Source organism: Gelidibacter sp. (assembly GCF_039916245.1).
Classification (GTDB): domain Bacteria; phylum Bacteroidota; class Bacteroidia; order Flavobacteriales; family Flavobacteriaceae; genus Gelidibacter.
This window is the reverse complement of record NZ_JBDSLS010000241.1, coordinates 1-20,409: the sequence shown is the minus strand read 5'-3', so window position 1 is coordinate 20,409 and position 20,409 is coordinate 1. Positions and strand designations below refer to the sequence as shown.

The following is a 20,409-nucleotide window of genomic DNA, read 5'->3' as shown; positions in this document are numbered from 1 at the left end:
AAAAAGTGCCTTCGTTATTGTACTTCAAACCTGAGAGGTTTTCATCCGGAAGCGATGGGACTTTCAAGTTTTTTATGCCGGCACCAAATCAAAGACATAGCGATTGAGTTTTCTTAAAGTTTCAATCTTGTCGCCCGTATTGATCAGTAAGGAAATATTGTTGCTGCTTCCACCATAAGAAATCATTCTGACGTTGACATCTTGTAAAATTTGGAATAATTTAGGTGTGTCTGGATGGTAAACAATATGGTTTCCCACTAGACAAACTATCGTTCGAAAACTATCAACTTCCACCAACGCAAATTTTTCCAACTCCGCGACGATTTCATTAAGATTTTTGGTGTCATCAATCGTTAGTGATATCGCAATTTCTGAAGTTGTGATCATATCAATGGACGTTTCGTATTTCTCAAAAATCTCAAACACTTTTTTCAAGAATCCGTGTGCCAATAACATTCTGGCAGATTTTATTTTAATGGCGGTAATCCCATCTTTGGCGGCAATGGCTTTGATGCCTTCGCCATGGACTTGATTGGTAATCAGTGTGCCATGATCTGATGGCGAATTTGTGTTTTTTAAACGCACCGGAATGTCTAAATCCCTTACAGGTATAACGGTTTGAGGATGTAAAATTTTGGCTCCAAAATAGGCCAACTCCGCTGCTTCGTCAAAACAGAGGTTGGAAATCGCATGAGTTTCTGGGACAAAACGCGGGTCGTTATTATGAAAGCCGTCAATGTCAGTCCATATTTGAACTTCTTCGGCATGTAAAGCGGCACCGATAATGGTGGCCGTATAATCGCTTCCGCCGCGTTGTAAATTTGCGATATGGCCGTCAGCATCCAAACAGATAAAGCCTTGGGTGATGTAAATGTCAGCATTCGGAAGTTCGTTGATGATGCGATTAAAATTCTGACGGATGTAAAAATTATCAGGTTCGTTAAATTTATCAATGCGCATAAATTCAAGGGCAGGCAATAAACAAACATTCAGGCCTTCTTGTTTTAAAAATCTACTAAAAATAAAGGTAGATAGCAATTCGCCTTGCGCAACGATTTTATTGGATAAGAAAGTTGTGTAGTTGACATTTACCGATGCTTTAAGCATATCGAAAATAGAATTTATATAAGTGTCCACTTCAGATCTTAATTCATTGTGATGGATTAATTGACTAACCGTCAACTTATAATTTTGATGCAATTCAGAAATTTGCTCCAAAGCATTTTCTATCTCCTTAAACTTGATGCAATCGGCAATGGTAAGCAAAGCATTTGTGGTTCCTGACATGGCAGATAGTACCACGACTTTGCGCTGGCCATCGTTGATGATGTTTTTGACATTGGTCATACTTTCTATGGACCCAACTGACGTTCCTCCAAATTTTAAAACAAGCATATTTTTAGTTTTTGATGGAGCGAAATTAAACGTAACATATCTTACGACCATAAAAATTAAAAATTTTGACTAATTTTACACAAAATGTTATATAGTTAACAAATGAGAACGATTACAGCTTGTGTCCAAGAGATTTTGATTGCACAACCCTTTTTAGAAGAGGCTTTATCCAGAGGTATTATTAACTATTCTGCTTTGGCCGAAGAATTGGTGGATACTATTGGGGAAATGCTAAAAAAACCGGTTAAATCGGGTGCCATAATGATGGCGTTGCGGAGATATCAACCGCCTATCGATTTTGGGAATTCATTAAAACTCAAGCGCGTCATTCAGAATCTGGGAGATATTACGGTAAGATCAAATTTGACCGATTTCACATTTCAAAACTCGCAAACCCTAAGTCATAGCCATTCCAAGATTTTGGAGCAGATGGATGGTTTTTCTAATGTGTTTTATGCATTTACAAGAGGAATTTACGAAAGCAATATCATCATCTCAACCTCTCAGAAGCACAATGTTCTGAAGAGTTTTGAGGACGAAGTTTTATTGGGAGAAAAGGCGGAGTTGTCAGCCATTACCATTAGTTTGCCTTCTGATAATTCCAAAGTAACCGGACTTTACTATCAAATCTTTAAACGTTTGGCTTGGGAAGGCATCGCGCTCTACGAAGTGGTGTCCACAACCAATGAGTTTACCATTTTGGTAGAGGACGAAGTCGTTGACAAGGCCTTTTCGGTTATGAAGCGTTTGAAGAATTAAATTTTTTATACATATTCAGAAGTACGAACATCAAAATAGACGGTAATACCCAACCGAGATTGAATTTCCCCAATGGGATCACCTCAATGATGGCGTTGATCGTATCTGAAGGCATCAATATTTTTACAAAATCAGGAATGCTGAAAATAAAACTAACGATGACCACGCCTCTAAAAACTAAAGCTGAGGCATATTTCTCCGGAATGATATTCAGTAAGATTAAAATAATGGTAATAGGATAGATGAACATCAGTGCAGGAATGGCGATGTCAATAATAAATGCGACATCAAATTGCCCCATGACGACGCCCAGCAAACTTCCAATGATTGCGGTAATCGTGTAAGCGGTTTGTGAATTTTTAAACACGCCTTTAAAGTAGTCGGCGGTGCCGGTCACAATTCCGACTGCAGTTGTAAAACAAGCTAAGCCAATTAATATACTCAATAAACCAGCACCAGCGCTTCCGAGGGTTTTGTTACCCAAACCGAGAAGCAGTTCTGATCGGCTCACATCAAAAGGGAATTCTGTATTATTTAAGGATCCTGCTAAAATAAGTCCGGTATAGATGATGAAGAGTCCAAAACCGGCCAACAATCCAGATTTGAAAATGAGCTGTTTTTTTTCGGTTGAAGAACCGGGATAATTTAAATTGATAGAGATAATCAAAACGGCACCAACGACCAATGCTGCAACGGCATCAAAGGTTTGATAACCTTCCATGATCCCATCCACCAAAGGCGTATTAAATTGGGAAGGCTGAATCGCGTCGGGTGACGAGAATATGGCAATGCCAATAATGGCCAATAAGATTACAATTATAATAGGTGTTAGGTATTTGCCTAGGAGGTCTAAAACTTTTGAGCGGTTCATTGCAAAAATGAACACTAAGACGAAGTAAAACGTACTCGTGAGTAAGCTACTGCTGTTAAAAAATGGAGCAATAGCCATTTCATGAGTTACAGATGCTGTGCGAGGAGACGGCAGTACAATACAAATTCCGTACACTAACAGGCAGAAGATACTGCTGAAAAGAGGCGATACTTTTTTACCGAAATCGTACATCGTCCCTTGTAATTTGGCATGTGCTATAATTCCAAAAATAGGAATGGCGACTGCCGTAATTACAAATCCGAGGGTTACCAATAGCCAATCTGGGCCGGCGTTGAAACCTAAGTATGGCGGCAATATTAAATTTCCAGCTCCAAAAAACATGGAAAATAAGGCGAAGCCAGTAACGAGTATATCTTTGGTTTTATTCATCTGAAAATTAATGATAATGTGATCGAGCTTTTTACTTCAAGATTCAAACTCTTTATATCTTTGCCGAATATAGTTTAAAATGATTTTAGAATACAAAGACATCCCCGTTTTTTATAATGATGAAGGTCAAGGAAAGGTCTTGGTACTGCTTCATGGTTTTCTGGAAACTTCTGTAATGTGGGAAAATCTGGTTTCAGATATTAAAGATAGCTACAGACTTATTACCATCGATTTATTGGGACACGGACAAACGGGTTGCTTGGGATATATCCACACCATGGAGATGATGGCTGAAGCGGTTGTGGCTGTTTTAAATCATTTGAAAATCAAAAAATCATTTTTCATTGGACATTCTATGGGCGGTTATGTGGCTTTGGCACTTGCTGAAACTTATCCTAAACGCATTGATGGACTTTGCTTGTTGAACTCCACGCCTTTTGCAGATAGTCCAGAGCGTCAAATTAACCGGGATCGTGCTATAAAAGCAGTAAAGCATAATCACAAGAATTTTATAAGAATGTCCATTGTGAATTTGTTCAGCCCAGACAACAGATTACAGTTTGTCGAGGAAATCGAATTTATAAAGTTAGTGGCCATGAAATTACCTTTACAAGGCATTGTGGCCGCTTTGGAAGGTATGAAAATAAGGAAAGATAGAAGTTTAGTTCTGAAACAAATGACTGCTCCCAAAATCGTTCTTTTGGGTGAGAAAGATCCTGTTTTGGAATATGATAGCCTAACTGCTCAATTATCAGTTTTAGGGATTGAAATTAGTGGATTTTCAGGTGGACATATGTCACACATCGAAAATAAAAATGAATTAGCTTACAAAATAATGCAATTCATCGAAAATTAATGTCTTTAGGCGTTTATTTTTGATTTAATTTCGTAAGTTAGGAGCTTCTAACAACTACAGCCATGAAAAAAAACAGTACTGCCCCAGCTCCTATGAAGCTTTATTGCAGCCTTTTTGGTCACAATTACGAAGTTACAAAAAAGGTCACTTCACATGTTAAAGAATACACGTGTAAGTGTTGCAAAAGACAATTGACCACCAACAGTGACGGAGATTTGACAGAGTTGACGCCTAAGTTTCAAGAAATCAATTCTATTTTGGAAGAAATGTATTTACGCAGAATGGAGCGTTCACCAGAAAGTGTTTAGTCCATCGATTTATTAAACGTTAAGATTGACATATAGTTGTGATTTTTATATATTTAGCTATCCTCTAAATAATAATAAAAACTTAATAGCAATTGAAGACCGTTTTTCTGTTCCTTCTTTGGACATAACTCTGTTGTGTATAAATGTGCGAATTGCCATGCTCAAATGACCACTAATAGCAATGTAGAACTTACTCCGCTAACGCCAAAGTTTAAGGAAATCAATTCAACTCTTAAACTTATCCATAAAAAACGAAAATTTAAAGGGATGGAAGGCTTGCTCGTTTTTGAGCACTAATTCTAGTATATAAAATTCGAACTTCTGTTTTCTATTATTTTTAACAAATAGCATATAATCTTTTCGAATAAAATTCGTTTTGATTGCAGTCTCCTTTGTAATCAAATCTCGAGTTTTGAAAAACCTATATTGCAGTTTATTTAATCACAAGTATGTTGTAAAAAACGACATTACTAAGTTCGTCAAGGAATACGTCTGTTTAAATTGTGGGAAAGAATTAACCACGAGCGATCAGGGAAAACTTATTCCATTGACCGATAAAAGACGGGAAATCAATAAAGAGCTAAAAAGTCTCTACAATAAAAGACGTAAACTTAAGCAAAAGGTTTATTGATCCTTTAATGGATTCCAACCTTTGGCAATTAACGGAATAAGCGTCTCTCCGCGCGTTATCAAATGCATCCCGTTTTCTTTTTCAGTCATATAACCAATAACCGTCAAATTAGGATTGCCTTTAATCTTAAGGAAATCATCTTGCGAGATGGTCATTAATAATTCATAGTCTTCGCCACCATTTAAGGCAATCGTGGTGCTATCAATATTAAATTCTTCGCAGGTAGAAATCACTTGTGGGTCGAGTGGAATCTTATTTTCGTATAAGGCAGCGCCTACGTTGCTTTGCTTGCATAAATGAATGATTTCTGAAGAAAGTCCATCGCTAACATCAATCATCGAAGTAGGTTTCACTTTCAAATCTTTCAAAAGTTTCACGATATCTTTTCGAGCTTCTGGTTTTAGTTGACGCTCCACAATGTAGGCGTATGGATCTAAATCAGGCTGATTGTTTGGATTGACTTTGAAGACTTCTTTTTCGCGTTCTAAAATTTGGAGTCCCATATATGCACCACCTAAATCGCCAGTGACCACTAATAAGTCGTTCGGTTTTGCGCCACTTCTGTAAACAACATCGTTTTTATTAACTTCCCCAATCGCGGTAATAGAAATAATTAATCCGGTGGTAGAAGAGGTGGTGTCGCCACCAATAACATCCACATCATAAGCTTTCGCTGCAGTTTCAATACCTGCATAAAGTTCTTCAAGAGCTTCTAAAGGGAATCGGTTGGAGATCGCAATCGACACCGTTACCTGCGTTGCATTGGCATTCATAGCATAAACATCCGATAAATTAACCATAATGGCCTTGTAACCCAAATGTTTTAACGGCATGTAACTTAAATCAAAATGCACATGTTCTACCATTAAGTCGGTAGTCACAACTATCTGTTTGGACTTGAATTCTAAAACAGCAGCATCATCGCCTATCCCTTTGATGGTCGATTTCTGGTTGATCTCAAAATGTTCGGTCAAATGCTCTATAAGGCCAAATTCGCCTAATTCACTAATGGAGGTACGCGTCTGATTTTTATCTTCTATCATACTGCAAATTTAGGGATATGGCTGACAAAATGCGAAACAATTGAATAAAAAAATAACCGCTTGAATATCGAAAAAATCAATCCGTCTATTTCGGATTATAATGAAGACTTGCATGGGAATGGCCTAGTAATATTGTATATTTGTGCTCTATTTAGAAATAATCTTAATAACGAATGATAAAAGTATCTGAAACGGCTAAGAAAAAAGTCATCGAATTGATGAGTGAAGATGGCTTTGACTATGCAACCGACTTTGTACGCGTTGGTGTGAAAAGTGGTGGTTGTTCCGGTTTATCATATGATCTGAAGTTTGATAAATCACAAAAAGACGAGGATAAAATTTTTGAAGATAATGGTGTCAGAATTATTATTGACAAGAAAAGCTTTTTATACCTTATTGGTACAACCCTTGAATATTCAGGAGGTTTGAATGGTGCGGGTTTTGTATTTAATAATCCAAATGCAAATCGTACGTGCGGATGTGGAGAGTCTTTCTCTCTATAAGTTCATCGCAATCTTCCTAAGGGAAGGAATTGAATAAATAATGATAATGAAAATGACATGACGAAATTAACGAAATATACAGAAGACGATTTAAGAGAAGAATTAAAAACCAAGGAATATGAGTACGGGTTTTATACCGATATAGAATCAGATACGTTTCCTCCGGGATTAAATGAAGATGTTGTCAGAGGTATTTCTCTTAAAAAAGAAGAGCCAGAATGGATGACCGAATGGCGTTTGGAAGCATTCCGAGCGTGGGAGAAGATGGTGGAGCCAGAATGGGCGAATGTTCATTATGAAAAACCAGATTTCCAAGCCATTTCTTACTATTCAGCACCCAATACCAAACCAAAATACGACAGCTTGGATGAAGTAGATCCAGAATTATTGGAGACTTTCAAGAAGTTGGGTATATCTATGGATGAGCAAAAAATGCTCGCAGGGGTAGCTATGGATGTCGTTATTGACTCCGTTTCAGTAGCAACAACCTTTAAAAAATCATTGAACGAAAAAGGAATTATTTTCTGTTCGATTAGTGAAGCGATTAGAGAGCACCCAGAATTAGTTAGAAAATATATTGGTACCGTGGTACCTCAAAAGGATAATTTTTATGCGGCATTAAACTCTGCGGTCTTTAGTGATGGAAGTTTCTGTTATATTCCTAAAGGGGTTCGTTGCCCAATGGAATTGTCAACTTACTTCCGAATTAATCAAGCGGGGACAGGACAATTTGAAAGAACGCTTCTTATTGCCGATGAAGGGAGCTATGTTAGTTATCTAGAAGGTTGTACAGCGCCAAGTCGTGATGAAAATCAATTGCATGCAGCCGTCGTGGAATTAATTGCGATGGACGATGCAGAAATTAAATATTCTACCGTCCAAAACTGGTATCCAGGAAACGCTGAAGGAAAAGGCGGGGTTTTCAACTTTGTAACTAAAAGAGGGATTTGTGAAAAGAATGCAAAAATCTCATGGACACAAGTGGAAACTGGTTCTGCCGTAACTTGGAAATATCCAAGTTGTATTTTAAAAGGCGATAATTCAGTGGGCGAATTTTACTCAATTGCCGTGACTAATAATCATCAGCAGGCAGATACTGGAACAAAAATGATCCATTTGGGTAAAAACACCCGATCGACCATTATCTCTAAAGGTATTTCTGCTGGAAAATCTCAAAACTCATACAGAGGCTTAGTTCAAATTGGCGCAAGAGCTGAAAATGCACGTAATTTCACGGAATGTGATAGTTTATTAATGGGTAATGAATGTGGTGCACATACCTTCCCATATATTGAAGTGAAAAATAAAACAGCAAAAATAGAACACGAAGCCACGACCAGTAAAATTGGTGAAGACCAAATTTTCTATTGCAACCAACGTGGTATCGATACTGAAAAAGCCATTGCACTTATCGTAAACGGTTTTAGTAAAGACGTGTTGAACAAATTGCCGATGGAATTTGCCGTTGAAGCACAAAAATTATTGGAAATAAGTTTAGAAGGATCTGTTGGATAGAAAATCCTTCGTTCTCACTGAGCTTGTCGAAGTGAAGGCAGGAAACCTTTAGGTTCAGCGCAGCTAATCTATAAACCATCATATAAATAAAGTCTGATTGCCAGTGAAAAACCAAATTGCCATTTTATTTATAGCTACATTATTTATAAGCTGTAAAAACGATTCGAAATCTGAAGTTTCTTTGGACGACAGTCGAGATGGACTTAGTGTTAGAGAAATTTCAGGCAATTTTACCTATTTCGCTGATGCCGCTGTTTTTCAAACCAAAAATGAATTATTTGGTGTTGTTGAAAACGAAAAGGCACAAGAATTGATTACAATGGCAGAGCCTTTAAAAGACGCGCCAACAGATGAAGTGAGAGTAACTTTAAAAGTGATGGTGGTGAAAAAACCCGAGCATGAAGAAGGTTGGGAAAATAGAATAGATATTATTGATATTATAAACGTGTTGAAGGTCAATCCGAAAGACAGCGAAATCATAAAGATAATTACGGAAAATAAAAATCATTAATAAAAAACTTCCAACTTCCAGTTCCGAAATTTGGAACGAAAATTGAAGCTATAGAAGTTAAGTACTTAAAAATTGAAAAGTTAAAAGCATATGTTGAAAATTAAAAATTTGCACGCAAGTGTTGACGATAAAGCCATTTTAAAGGGCATTAATTTAGAAGTAAAAGCAGGCGAAGTACATGCCATTATGGGCCCAAACGGTTCAGGTAAAAGTACTTTAGCATCAGTTATTGCTGGTAAGGATGAATATCAAATGACTGAAGGCGAAATCCTCTTTGAAAATGAAGACATTAGTGAGTTAGATCCAGAAGAGCGAGCTCATAAAGGGGTTTTCTTGTCTTTTCAATATCCTGTTGAAATCCCAGGTGTTTCAGTAACCAACTTTATTAGGACAGCCATTAACGAAACGCGCAAAGCCAAAGGTCTTGAAGCGATGCCTGCTAATGAGATGTTGAAAATGATTCGTGAAAAATCGGAGATGTTAGAAATTGATCGCAAGTTCTTATCCCGATCCCTAAATGAAGGTTTTTCAGGAGGTGAAAAGAAACGTAACGAGATTTTCCAAATGGCCATGTTAGAGCCTAAATTGGCCATCCTTGACGAAACCGACTCTGGTTTGGATATCGACGCACTGCGTATTGTAGCCAACGGTGTCAATAAATTGAAAAGTGAGGATAATGCTGTGATTTTGATTACGCACTACCAACGTTTGTTGGATTATATTGTACCTGATTTTGTACACGTATTGCATGAAGGCCGTATCGTAAAATCTGGTGGTAAGGAATTGGCACACGAGCTTGAAGAAAAAGGCTACGACTGGATCAAGGAAGAATTGAACGCTTAGTTTGGTTTGAAAGGTTTCTTGTTTAAAGTTTCAAGTTATGGCAACGATTAAAAAATTTGAAGACTTAGAAATTTGGCAAGAAGCGCGTAAACTTTCGAATGAAATAAAAGAAATCGTTTTAAATTCTGAATTGAAAAATGATTTCAAACTGAGAGATCAAATTAAAGGATCGTCAGGATCAGTAATGGATAATATAGCTGAAGGATTTGAGCGAGATGGAAATATTGAGTTTAGACAATTTTTATCCGTAGCGAAAGGCTCAGCAGGAGAATCAAGATCTCAATTATATAGAGTTTTTGATTATGGTTATATAACAGAAGAAAAGCTTGAGAAATTGGTAAACGAATACGAACAATTAAGTAAACGAATCGCCAATTTTATAACATATTTAAACAAACAAGATTTCAAAGGGAACAAATTCAAGTGAATGCTTAACCACACTCAACTTGAAACAAGAAACAAAAGAAACTTGAAACTTACAGAATGGAACTAAAAGAAAAACTCATAGCCTCATTTATGGCATTCGAAAATCTGGTGGATGTCGATTCGCCTATTCATGATGTGCGTAGTGAAGCAATAAAGCAATTTGAAGCCCAAGGATTTCCATCCAAACGTGATGAAGCTTGGAAATTTACCTCGTTAAATAGTATTTTAAAACATGATTACAGCGTTTTTCCAAAACGTGACCATCATATTGACTATAACGACATTAAAAAATATTTCATTGATGATATTGACACCTATAAAATTGTCTTTATCGATGGCCAATATTCGTCACATTTCTCTGAAACGACCCATGATGGTGTGGATGTGTGCTTGATGTCATCGGCCTTATCAAAACCAAAATACCGACCAATTATTGAAAATTACTTCAATAAAGTGGCCACAAAAGATAGTTTATCGGCATTAAATACCGCTTTCTCCCAAGAAGGAGCTTATATCCATGTTCCGAAAAACAAATCGGTGGCAAAACCTATTCAGATTATACACTTTTCAACGGGTAATGAATCGGCCTTGATGTTACAACCTCGTAATTTGATCGTTGTGGATGAAAATTCTCATGTTCAAATTATAGAGCGCCATCAAAGTTTGACTGATAATCCGGTCTTGACCAACTGTGTTACCGAGATATTTGTTGACAAACGCGGTATTTTGGACTATTACAAGATTCAAAATGATAATGAAAATGCATCGTTGATCGATAGTACATTTATCAATCAAAAACAGGAAAGCTGTGCTTCAGTGCATACGTTTTCATTTGGTGGGAAATTGACGCGCAACAATTTGAAGTTTTATCAAAATGGAGAGCGCATCGATTCTACTTTAAAAGGAGTGACCATCATTGGCAATAAACAACATGTTGATCATAATACTTTAGTGCATCATATTGAGCCTAACTGCGAAAGCCATCAAGACTATCAAGGTATTTTTGGAGACAGTAGTACAGGTGTTTTCAACGGGAAAGTATTGGTTAATAAGGAAGCTCAAAAAACCAATGCGTTTCAGGCCAACAACAATATTTTGTTAAGTGATAAAGCGACCATCAACACCAAGCCTCAATTGGAAATTTTTGCTGATGACGTGAAATGTTCACATGGTTGTACAATCGGTCAATTAGATGATAGTGCTATATTTTATATGCAATCCAGAGGTATTCCAGAAAAAGAAGCGAGAGCTTTACTGATGTATGCTTTTGGAAATAGCGTCTTAAGCTCCGTTAAAATCCCAGAAATTAAACAACGTATCACGAATATTATCGCTAATAAATTGGGGATTAGTATTGGGTTTGATCTATAGTTTTTGTCATTTCCGTGAAGACGGAAATCTCATAAAATGAATTCCATTTTTTTTTATTTGGAGCTAATCCCGCTATTCGTTCTATCTTTTTTGCTTTGAAAGAAAGCAAAAAAGGATGCCACTACTATCGGGGCTAAAAAATGGTTTGGAAATAATTAAAATCGTATTTTAGTTTTAAAACCTTAGACTATGGATATCGTCACATTGAAAAAGAGACTTATCGATAAGATTCAAGCAACAGAAAACAGTGCACTTCTTGAGGAAGTTCAACGTTTATTAATTTTGGAAAAAGTTGACGAAACCGATACCTATCAGCTCAATGAGGAACAGCAAAATGCTATTGCCGAAGCTAGGGATGATATTAAAAACGGAAGATTATTGAGTAGCGAACAAGCGAAACTAGACATTGATAAATGGCTAAAGAAGTAGTTTGGACGCTCCGAGCCCAAAACGATAGAAAAGCTATTTTTGAGTATTGGATTGAAAGAAATAAATCTAATTCTTACAGTGTTAAACTCAATAGACTTTTTGAAGAAGCTTCAAAATTTATTTCTCACTATTCAGAAATTGGAAAGCCAACTTGAGACGAAAACGTCGGGATTAAAGTAATTAAGGATTTTCTAATGTTTTATGAAATTGTTGATACTAAAGTAATTATTTTGACAATTTGAGACCCTAGACAAAATCCGAAAAAATTGAAATTGTAATGATTTTTCCTATAGAAACCATAAGAAAAGATTTCCCAATCCTTCAAAGAAAAGTCAATGGAAAGCCATTGATTTATTTTGATAATGCTGCCACCTCACAAACCCCACATCAAGTGATTGATGCCATTGTGGATTATTATTCCAATTATAACGCGAATATCCATCGCGGTGTGCATAGCTTAAGTCAGGAAGCAACTGATAAATACGAACAAGCCCGATTAAAGATCCAAAAGCACTTCAATGCCAAATCGTCTCATGAAATCATTATGACTTCTGGTACAACGCATGGCATTAATTTAGTGGCAAGTGGTTTTACGTCACTTTTACATAAAGGCGATGAAATAATTGTGTCGGCTTTAGAACATCACAGTAATATCGTGCCTTGGCAAATGTTGTGTGAACGCACTGGTGCCATTTTAAAAGTCATTCCTATGAATGACAAAGGCGAATTGGTCATGTCGACTTACAGCGATTTACTCTCAGAAAAAACGAAACTTGTTTTTGTCAATCATATTTCAAACGCTTTAGGCACCATTAATCCTATTAAGGAAATAATTCAAAAAGCACATGTCGTAGGCGCCGCGGTTTTAGTGGATGGTGCGCAAGCCTGTCCGCATATCAAACCTGATGTGCAAGCCTTGGATGTTGACTTTTATGTGGCGTCTGCCCATAAAATGTGCGGCCCAACTGGGGTTGGAATGCTCTATGGAAAGGAAGAGTGGCTTAACAAATTACCACCCTATCAAGGCGGTGGCGAGATGATTGCAGAAGTGTCTTTTGAGAAAACAACCTATGCAGGTTTGCCACATAAATTTGAAGCAGGAACGCCAAATATTTGTGGTGGTATTGCTTTTGGAGCAGCCATTGATTATATGAACGCTATTGGTTTTGAACAAATTGCTGCTTATGAACACGAGCTTTTAGTATATGCGACAAAACAACTTCTGGAAATTGAAGGTTTAAGAATATATGGGACATCAAAACATAAAACTTCGGTAATTTCTTTCAATTTGGAAGGCATTCATCCGTATGACGTGGGTACTCTTTTGGACAAAATGGGGATTGCCGTACGTACTGGACATCATTGTGCACAGCCTATCATGGAGTACTTTAAAATCCCAGGGACTGTAAGAGCGTCTTTTGCTTTTTACAATACCAAAGAGGAAATTGATGCTTTGGTTGAAGGTGTCAAAAAGGCTAAAATGATGTTGTCTTAAGATTTATGTTTTCAAGAAGATTATTTATGAGTTCCAAGTTTTTAGTGGTTTTTGCAATCGTATTGTTCTCTTTTTCATGTTCCAATAGTTCCAAAAAAATTATCTATATAGCAGATGCTAAAGTAGATTGTGAAGGTGTTGCTCCTCAAAAATGTCTTCAAATTAAAGAAGAGGGTAAAACTGATTGGACTTATTTTTATGATCAAATAGAAGGCTTTGATTATGAAAAAGGATTCTTTTACAAGCTTAAAGTTGAAGTTGCAAAAATTGAAAATCCTGCAGCCGACGGATCTTCATTGCACTATAAATTGATTGAGGTTTTGGCTAAATCCAAAGTGCCTATAATCTTAGATGAAGGGTCTTGGTTGGTAACACGCATAAAAAACCGGGACAGTTTTGGCAGAAATCCGTTCATTAAAATCGACCTGTCACAGAATGAAATTAATGGTAATACCAGCTGCAATCGATTTTCAGCAAAAATTGCCGTTAAAAATAACAAGGTAGATATATCTGAGCTGTCATCCACTGAAATGTTATGCAAAGACATTGACGTTGAATCTGCTTTTCTTGAGGCTTTAAAAAGTATTTCTTCTTACACATTAAACGAAGAAAAGCTTCAACTATTAGATGAAAATAAGAATGTACTTATTGAATGTGATTACTTAAAACACGAATAGCTTTTAGGAATTAAGATCTTGATATCCATCTTTAAAATGTCAATTTTGATGAGATATATTGTAACTTTGTATAAAATTTTAGAATGACTATAAAAGCGATACAGGAAGAGCTCATTGATGAATTTTCAATGTTTGAAGATTGGGAAGAGCGCTATCAATACATGATTGATTTGGGTAAATCATTACCTCTAATTGACGAGCAATTTAAAACGCCAGAGAACATTATTAAAGGCTGCCAAAGTAGAGTTTGGGTGCATGCTGAAATGGATAATGGCAAAGTGATTTTTACTGCCGATAGTGATGCCATCATCACGAAAGGGATTATTGCTATTTTAATACGGGTGTTTTCAAATCAAAGTCCAGCGGATATTATTGAAGCCAATACCGACTTTATTGATGACATCGGACTTAAAGAACACTTGTCGCCAACCCGTGCCAACGGCTTGGTAAGTATGATAAAACAATTAAAAATGTATGCCATTGCATACCAAACACAGTTAAACTAATTCCTGCGAAGGCAGAAAACCTTTAGGTTCAGCGGAGCTATTCTCATTGTTATTACACGTAGTCAAAGTAAAATTTGAACCTGCCTAAACAGAGAATAAAGTGTATGCCATTGCATGCCAAACGGAATTTAATTAAGTTGATGAGTTTAAAAGTATAGAGGTTTATCTTTGAATGTCTCTAAACTCCTAAACTCCTCAAACTCCTAAACTTTTTAAAAAATGAGTGAGCCAATAGATACTGTCGCATTAGGCGAAAAAATAGTAAGAGTTATAAAAACCATTTATGATCCAGAAATTCCAGTGGACATTTATGAGCTTGGATTGATTTATGATGTGTTCGTGAACGAAGATTACGATGTTAAAATCTTAATGACTTTAACCACACCAAACTGTCCTGTGGCCGAAAGTCTGCCACTTGAAGTGGAAGAGAAAATCAGATCCATAGACGAGGTGAAATCTGCCGAAGTTGAAATGACTTTCGACCCACCTTGGTCACAAGATTTGATGAGTGAAGAGGCCAAGTTGGAATTGGGAATGCTTTAGGTAGTTTTCAATCCTCAGTTGTCAGTTTTCAGTTTTCAGTGTGATTTTATTTAGAATTTTGATGATGAACGAGTCTTTCTTATGCCGTTCGTCATCAGTCTTTGTTATTAAAATTAATTAATAAACAAGAATTCACAACCTCAAACCAAGCCTTCAATCTTAAAAAATGGCAAGACCAACTCTAAAATCATTAAAAGATAAGGATAAGACGAGTTTAATAAAGTCTTTTAGTGCATTGGTTTTTATTCCGCGTTTCTTTAAGGAAATCTGGGGAACAAACAAAAAACTATTCCTTCTATCCGCATTTTGCCGCCTTATTGGTGCTGTTTTACCTGTGGCTATTTTATGGGTTGGGAAACTCATTATTGATGAGATCATTCTTCAAACTAAAATAGAGGTCTCAGACTTTACACAACTTTGGACTTACGTCGCGATTGAATTTGGCTTAATTGTGATTTCTGATTTGATGAGCCGCGCCATTTCTTTGACCGACAGTCTTTTGGGCGATGCGTATTCCATACAATCATCCGTTACGATTATTAAAAAAACCAATCAAATAGATATCAGTCTCTTGGAAGATTCTGAATTTTATGATAAGTTGGAGCGTGCCCGAATCCAAACTGCAGGACGTGTAGGGCTCATGTCGAATGCGTTGGGGGAAGTTCAAAGTTTAATTTCTATTGCAACGCTTGTCGCGGGTCTGATTTATTTTGAACCCTATTTGATCATTTTATTGGTGCTGAGTATCATTCCATCTTTTGTTAATGAAATTTGGTTCAGTCAGCAGCAATATTCCTTGGCAAGAGGCTGGACGGCAGAGCGACGCGAACTCGATTATCTCAGGTTTATAGGGGCGAATAATATGACGGCAAAGGAGATTAAACTCTTCGGACTGACGGATTTTATCGTTGATCGCTTCAAAAATCTATCAGAAGAATATTATGAGTTGAATAAAAAGCTCACGATCAAACGCTCCTCTCTTGGCTTTGTATTCAATCTGCTAGGAACGTTAAGCTATTATGGCGCTTATATTTTTATCATTTATCGGGTCATTTCAGGAGTGATAACGCTCGGGGAGTTGACCTTTTTATCAGGATCGTTCAATAGGTTGACTCGAAATCTTCAGGATTTCTTTTCAAAATTCACAAGAATCACTGAGAGCGCGCTTTACCTAAAAGATTATTTTGAATTTATCGATATTTCTATCGCGCCAAAACACAATGAAGATCAACACTTACCAGATAAAATCAAATCTGGCTTTGAGTTTAGGAATGTTCATTTTTCTTATCCAGATTCTGAAACTGAAATCCTAAAAGGCGTGAGTTTTAAAATTTCTGCAGGCGAAAAAATGGCTTTTGTAGGTCAAAATGGTGCTGGAAAAACGACGCTTACCAAATTGTTGTTGCGGTTTTATGAGCCCACTTCAGGAGAGATTTTGTTGGATGGGATTAATATCAACCGCTTTAAGATGGAGGAGTATCAGGAGTTTTTTGGAGTCATTTTTCAAGACTTTTTTAGATATGAATTTACGGTCAAAGAAAACATTGCCATCGGGGACATTGATCAATTGGATAATATCGAAAAAATCGAGAATGCTGCCCAATTGAGTTTAGCCAACGAAGTCATCGCTGGATTGAAAAAGGGCTATGACCAACAACTCGGAAAGCGTTTTTATAAAGGCCAGGAGTTATCTGGCGGACAATGGCAAAAAGTGGCTTTGGCAAGAGCGTACATGAAGGATGCCGAAGTCATGATTTTGGATGAACCGACATCAGCACTGGACGCTAAGGCTGAAAGTGATGTGTTTAAACGCTTTATTGGCTTGACGCAAGGGAAAACGAGTATCATCATTTCGCACCGATTCAGTACGGTAAGACAAGCCGATCGGATTTTGGTGTTGGAAGAAGGTAAGGTTTTGGAGATGGGAACGCATGAGCAATTGATGGAAAAGTCCGGCTTGTATTCCGAACTCTTTCAATTGCAGGCCGAAGGTTATCAGTAATTAAAATGGACGGTCATTGAGCGCTTGACTAATAAATAACTTAATTTTATATTATGGAAGATGAAATTATCAACAGAGTTGCCAATAGTAAATTGGTCGTTGTCGATTTAGAAGATTATTATCCAAAAGGTCCTCGGACTGTTTTCGATATCAAGGATTGGTTGTTTCACGAATTAGTGCTGCGCGAAAAGGATTTTAGGGACTATGTCAACCAACATGATTGGACGCAATATCAAGATCATTATGTGGCCTTGACCTGCACAGCAGACGCCATAATTCCTGGTTGGGCCTATATGTTGTTGACCATGCACTTGGAACCTTTTGCGAAAAGAATAGTTGTAGGGAATTTGGAACAGCTAGAAACCTCAATTTATCAGGAGATTATTCAAAATTTGGAAACTGAAAGCTATGTTGACCAAATGCTCATCATTAAAGGTTGTGCACATAAACCTGTTCCTGCAAATGCTTATGTTATGTTGTCTCAAAAGTTGAAGCCACTTGCAAAATCTATCATGTATGGAGAAGCTTGCTCTTCGGTGCCTTTGTACAAACGGAAATAAGTTGAGGGATTGATACAATAAAAATAATTATTCATTATCTTTATATACAGTACAGACTGCTCTTTTTTAATAATTAATCCAAAAAAAGATGAAGAACAAACTAATTGTATCCCTCGCCTTGATGCTGACAGTCTCCTTTGGTTTTGCACAAACTAGAGAAGAATTACAGGCTCAAAAATCAGAAAAACAAGCCATAGCAGATGCAGAACAAAAAGAAGCAAATGCGATTCAGGCAAAAATAGACGCACTTCCAGGTTGGAGAATAGGTGCTTTTGGTGTGATAGGAGGAAGCCTTTCCAATTTCAATAATTGGTATGCACAAGGTGCACCCAATAATAGTTCGGGTAATATTGGTATCAATTTTAATGCTTTTGCCAATAAATTGGAAGACAGCTATTTTTGGAGAAATTCCTTGACGGCTAACTTCGCATGGGTAAAATTGGATAATAAGGACAATCCAAACGATAGTAACAAATTTCAGCCCACTACGGATGTGTTTGATATCTCATCCTTGTACGGTCAGAAATTGACTGAAAAATGGGCCGCGTCTGCTTTGGCAGAGTATAGGACTACTGTTTTAAGCAATTTTAATGATCCAGGATATCTTGACGTGGGTGTCGGTTTTACATGGACGCCTCTTGATAATCTAATCGTGGTCATCCATCCTTTGAACTACAACTTTGTGTTTTCTGATAACAGCGCTGTATTTGAATCTTCTTTGGGGGCTAAAATTCTTGCTGATTATACCAGACAAATTGGTTCTATTGCTTTTAAATCTAACCTGTCTGCATTTTTAAGCTACAAAAAGTCCTACTTGTCCAACTGGCAGTGGAGCAATGCGTTTAGCTATACGCTTTGGAAAAACATTGGTGTAGGTTTTGACTTTGCTTTAAGAAGCAACAAACAAGAAGCTTTAAATTATGCACTTGGTCAGTATACCGGTCCAATTGCTAACGAACCTACTTTCGGAAATGTTGATAATAAATTACAAACCTACTATACGCTTGGTTTGAGTTATAAATTCATGTAAAAATTAAAGATCATAAAAAAATGCTACCTGTTTTAGGTAGCATTTTTTGTTTAGATTAAGTTGATATTATTCCTCTTCTTCTCCTTCATAATCAGGATAAAGAAAGTCATTATAAGGAAAACGGGTGACATGAACGTTTCTGACTTCATCATAAACACGTCTTTTAAAACCTTCTAAATTCTTTTTGTTTAAGGCGGAAATAAAAATGGCATCATCGCCAATTTTGTTCATCCAGGTCCTTTTCCACTCTTCAAGTGTGTAGTTTTCTTTTGTTCTTACAGCGATTAAATCGTCGTTATCAAAAGGAACGGCTTCGTAGGCGTCAATTTTATTAAACACCATGATGGTGGGTTTATTGGCACAGCCAATTTCGCCTAAGATTTTATTTACAGAAGCAATCTGATCCTCAAAGTTGTGGTGCGAAATGTCTACGACATGCAATAATAAGTCAGCTTCTCGCACTTCATCCAAAGTGCTTTTAAAGGATTCCACCAATTGGGTAGGTAATTTTCTGATAAATCCTACCGTATCCGTTACCAAAAATGGCAGATTACCAATCACTACTTTTCTTACGGTGGTATCAAGCGTTGCAAACAATTTATCCTCGACAAAAACCTCGCTGTTGCTAATCACATTCATCAAAGTCGACTTACCTACGTTGGTGTAACCCACTAAAGCAACACGCACCAATTGGCCTCTATTGCCACGTTGGATGGCCTGTTGTCTGTCAATCGTTTTTAGTTTATCCTTTAATAGTGTGATGCGTTCTCTAACAATACGACGGTCAGTTTCAATTTCGCGCTCTCCAGGACCACGCATACCAATACCACCTCGTTGTCGTTCCAAGTGCGTCCACATTCCTTTTAGTCGCGGCAATAAATATTCACATTGTGCAAGTTCTACCTGTGTTCTGGCATAACTTGTTTGTGCGCGTTGAGCAAAAATATCAAGAATAAGGTTGGTTCTGTCCAAGACCTTGCATTCTAAAACCTTGCTTATATTTCGTTCTTGGGCCGCCGATAATTCGTCATCAAAAATGGCGGTGCCGATCTCGTTTTCCTTGATGAAATTTTGAATTTCCTGCATTTTTCCAGTCCCTATAAAAGTTTTGGGATTGGGCAGGTCCATTTTTTGTGTAAAGCGTTTTATCACTTCTCCGCCGGCTGTAAAGGTCAGGAACTCGAGTTCATCTAAGTATTCTTTAGATTTTACCTCATCTTGATCTTTGGTGATCACACCAATTAAAACGGCTCTTTCTAAATTAAAGTCTTTCTTTTCTAGCATAAATGGGATTAAAACACAAAGTTACATAATTGATTGGCTATCATTTAGTATTTTTAAAGCTAAATTATTTATGTGAGCTTACAATCCCCAAATCCTGATATCTACACGGTTGCCTTTTATAATACTGAGAACTTATTTGATTATATAAACGGTCCATTGACGAATGAGGTTGGCCTTTTAGAAACATCAACTAAAAGATGGCATAAGGAGCGGTACGAAAATAAAATCTATAAAATAGGGATGGCCATTTCCAAAATTGGAAGTGAGGATCTTCAAAAGCCACCCGCATTAATAGGTTTAGCTGAAGTTGAGAACGATAGGGTCTTGACAGATTTAATCAAGAGCACTTATTTAGAAGATTATAATTACGGTTTTGTACATTTTAACTCTCCAGATGAGCGTGGTATTGATGTCGCCATGTTATATGATAAGGACTGTTTTACGCTTGAAAACTCAGAAGC

At 37.0% G+C, this 20,409-nt stretch carries 21 protein-coding genes and 1 pseudogene; 18 read left to right on the top strand and 4 right to left on the bottom strand.

Annotated elements, in window-relative coordinates:
* Positions 1 to 72: 72 nt before the first annotated feature.
* Positions 73 to 1,395, bottom strand: coding sequence for an aspartate kinase (locus ABIQ28_RS12905; protein WP_348037956.1), 1,323 nt, complete (start codon positions 1,393 to 1,395; stop codon positions 73 to 75).
* Between the two features lie 102 nt (positions 1,396 to 1,497).
* Here ABIQ28_RS12905 and ABIQ28_RS12900 point away from each other — a divergent pair, with 102 nt between their 5' ends.
* On the top strand, positions 1,498 to 2,154 hold the full coding sequence (locus ABIQ28_RS12900) for a hypothetical protein (protein ID WP_348037954.1): 657 nt from the start codon (positions 1,498 to 1,500) through the stop codon (positions 2,152 to 2,154).
* On the opposite strand, the gene brnQ is transcribed toward ABIQ28_RS12900, so the two are convergent.
* Entirely contained in the window at positions 2,132 to 3,415 is a 1,284-nt protein-coding gene (gene brnQ / locus ABIQ28_RS12895) for a branched-chain amino acid transport system II carrier protein (RefSeq protein ID WP_348037952.1), read from the bottom strand. The two genes, ABIQ28_RS12900 and brnQ, sit on opposite strands and share 23 nt — an antisense overlap.
* A 79-nt stretch (positions 3,416 to 3,494) precedes the next feature.
* Between brnQ and ABIQ28_RS12890 the strand changes: the two genes are divergently transcribed.
* Both ABIQ28_RS12890 and ABIQ28_RS12885 read left to right on the top strand, forming a co-directional pair.
* The gene (locus tag ABIQ28_RS12890; RefSeq protein ID WP_348037950.1) at positions 3,495 to 4,271 is read left to right on the top strand and encodes an alpha/beta hydrolase; all 777 of its coding nucleotides are present in this window, start codon (positions 3,495 to 3,497) and stop codon (positions 4,269 to 4,271) included.
* A 62-nt stretch (positions 4,272 to 4,333) separates the two neighbouring features.
* Entirely contained in the window at positions 4,334 to 4,579 is a 246-nt protein-coding gene (locus tag ABIQ28_RS12885) for a DUF1660 family phage protein (protein WP_348037948.1), read from the top strand.
* A gap of 624 nt (positions 4,580 to 5,203) precedes the next feature.
* Here the strand turns inward: ABIQ28_RS12885 and thiL are convergent.
* Positions 5,204 to 6,253 (bottom strand): thiamine-phosphate kinase, encoded by a 1,050-nt coding sequence (gene thiL, locus ABIQ28_RS12880; protein WP_348037946.1) that lies wholly within the window; start codon positions 6,251 to 6,253, stop codon positions 5,204 to 5,206.
* A 173-nt stretch (positions 6,254 to 6,426) separates the two neighbouring features.
* Here thiL and ABIQ28_RS12875 point away from each other — a divergent pair, with 173 nt between their 5' ends.
* The 14 genes from ABIQ28_RS12875 (at position 6,427) to ABIQ28_RS12810 (ending at position 18,664) form a co-directional block, all read left to right on the top strand.
* The gene (locus ABIQ28_RS12875) at positions 6,427 to 6,756 is read left to right on the top strand and encodes an iron-sulfur cluster assembly accessory protein (RefSeq protein ID WP_348037944.1); all 330 of its coding nucleotides are present in this window, start codon (positions 6,427 to 6,429) and stop codon (positions 6,754 to 6,756) included.
* A 57-nt stretch (positions 6,757 to 6,813) separates the two neighbouring features.
* Complete coding sequence (gene sufB, locus ABIQ28_RS12870) at positions 6,814 to 8,271, top strand: Fe-S cluster assembly protein SufB (protein WP_348037942.1); 1,458 nt, start codon at positions 6,814 to 6,816, stop codon at positions 8,269 to 8,271.
* Between the two features lie 103 nt (positions 8,272 to 8,374).
* Entirely contained in the window at positions 8,375 to 8,782 is a 408-nt protein-coding gene (locus ABIQ28_RS12865; protein ID WP_348037940.1) for a hypothetical protein, read from the top strand.
* A gap of 90 nt (positions 8,783 to 8,872) precedes the next feature.
* Entirely contained in the window at positions 8,873 to 9,625 is a 753-nt protein-coding gene (gene sufC, locus ABIQ28_RS12860) for a Fe-S cluster assembly ATPase SufC (RefSeq protein WP_348037938.1), read from the top strand.
* 37 nt (positions 9,626 to 9,662) lie between these two features.
* The gene (locus tag ABIQ28_RS12855; protein WP_348037936.1) at positions 9,663 to 10,052 is read left to right on the top strand and encodes a four helix bundle protein; all 390 of its coding nucleotides are present in this window, start codon (positions 9,663 to 9,665) and stop codon (positions 10,050 to 10,052) included.
* Between the two features lie 56 nt (positions 10,053 to 10,108).
* Positions 10,109 to 11,422 (top strand): Fe-S cluster assembly protein SufD, encoded by a 1,314-nt coding sequence (gene sufD, locus ABIQ28_RS12850; RefSeq protein ID WP_348037934.1) that lies wholly within the window; start codon positions 10,109 to 10,111, stop codon positions 11,420 to 11,422.
* A 189-nt stretch (positions 11,423 to 11,611) separates the two neighbouring features.
* On the top strand, positions 11,612 to 11,851 hold the full coding sequence (locus ABIQ28_RS12845; RefSeq protein WP_348037932.1) for a hypothetical protein: 240 nt from the start codon (positions 11,612 to 11,614) through the stop codon (positions 11,849 to 11,851).
* A 277-nt stretch (positions 11,852 to 12,128) separates the two neighbouring features.
* Positions 12,129 to 13,346 (top strand): cysteine desulfurase, encoded by a 1,218-nt coding sequence (locus ABIQ28_RS12840; protein WP_348037930.1) that lies wholly within the window; start codon positions 12,129 to 12,131, stop codon positions 13,344 to 13,346.
* A gap of 26 nt (positions 13,347 to 13,372) precedes the next feature.
* The gene (locus tag ABIQ28_RS12835; protein ID WP_348037928.1) at positions 13,373 to 14,023 is read left to right on the top strand and encodes a DUF4377 domain-containing protein; all 651 of its coding nucleotides are present in this window, start codon (positions 13,373 to 13,375) and stop codon (positions 14,021 to 14,023) included.
* Positions 14,024 to 14,106: 83 nt separating this feature from the next.
* On the top strand, positions 14,107 to 14,529 hold the full coding sequence (locus tag ABIQ28_RS12830) for a SufE family protein (RefSeq protein WP_348037926.1): 423 nt from the start codon (positions 14,107 to 14,109) through the stop codon (positions 14,527 to 14,529).
* A 219-nt stretch (positions 14,530 to 14,748) separates the two neighbouring features.
* Positions 14,749 to 15,072 (top strand): SUF system Fe-S cluster assembly protein, encoded by a 324-nt coding sequence (locus ABIQ28_RS12825; protein ID WP_348037924.1) that lies wholly within the window; start codon positions 14,749 to 14,751, stop codon positions 15,070 to 15,072.
* A 166-nt stretch (positions 15,073 to 15,238) separates the two neighbouring features.
* A complete protein-coding gene (locus ABIQ28_RS12820; RefSeq protein ID WP_348037922.1) occupies positions 15,239 to 17,074 on the top strand; it encodes an ABC transporter ATP-binding protein in 1,836 nt (611 codons plus the stop codon).
* A gap of 53 nt (positions 17,075 to 17,127) precedes the next feature.
* Positions 17,128 to 17,634 carry a DUF2480 family protein gene (locus tag ABIQ28_RS12815; protein WP_348037920.1) on the top strand — a complete coding sequence of 169 codons (507 nt, stop codon included), beginning with the start codon at positions 17,128 to 17,130 and terminating at the stop codon, positions 17,632 to 17,634.
* A gap of 88 nt (positions 17,635 to 17,722) precedes the next feature.
* The gene (locus ABIQ28_RS12810) at positions 17,723 to 18,664 is read left to right on the top strand and encodes a DUF3078 domain-containing protein (protein WP_348037918.1); all 942 of its coding nucleotides are present in this window, start codon (positions 17,723 to 17,725) and stop codon (positions 18,662 to 18,664) included.
* 66 nt (positions 18,665 to 18,730) lie between these two features.
* Here ABIQ28_RS12810 and hflX read toward each other — a convergent pair whose 3' ends face one another.
* Positions 18,731 to 19,948, bottom strand: coding sequence for a GTPase HflX (gene hflX, locus ABIQ28_RS12805; protein ID WP_348037916.1), 1,218 nt, complete (start codon positions 19,946 to 19,948; stop codon positions 18,731 to 18,733).
* Positions 19,949 to 20,020: 72 nt separating this feature from the next.
* Here hflX and ABIQ28_RS12800 point away from each other — a divergent pair.
* Positions 20,021 to 20,409 (top strand): annotated as a pseudogene (locus ABIQ28_RS12800) (endonuclease); the annotation flags it as partial.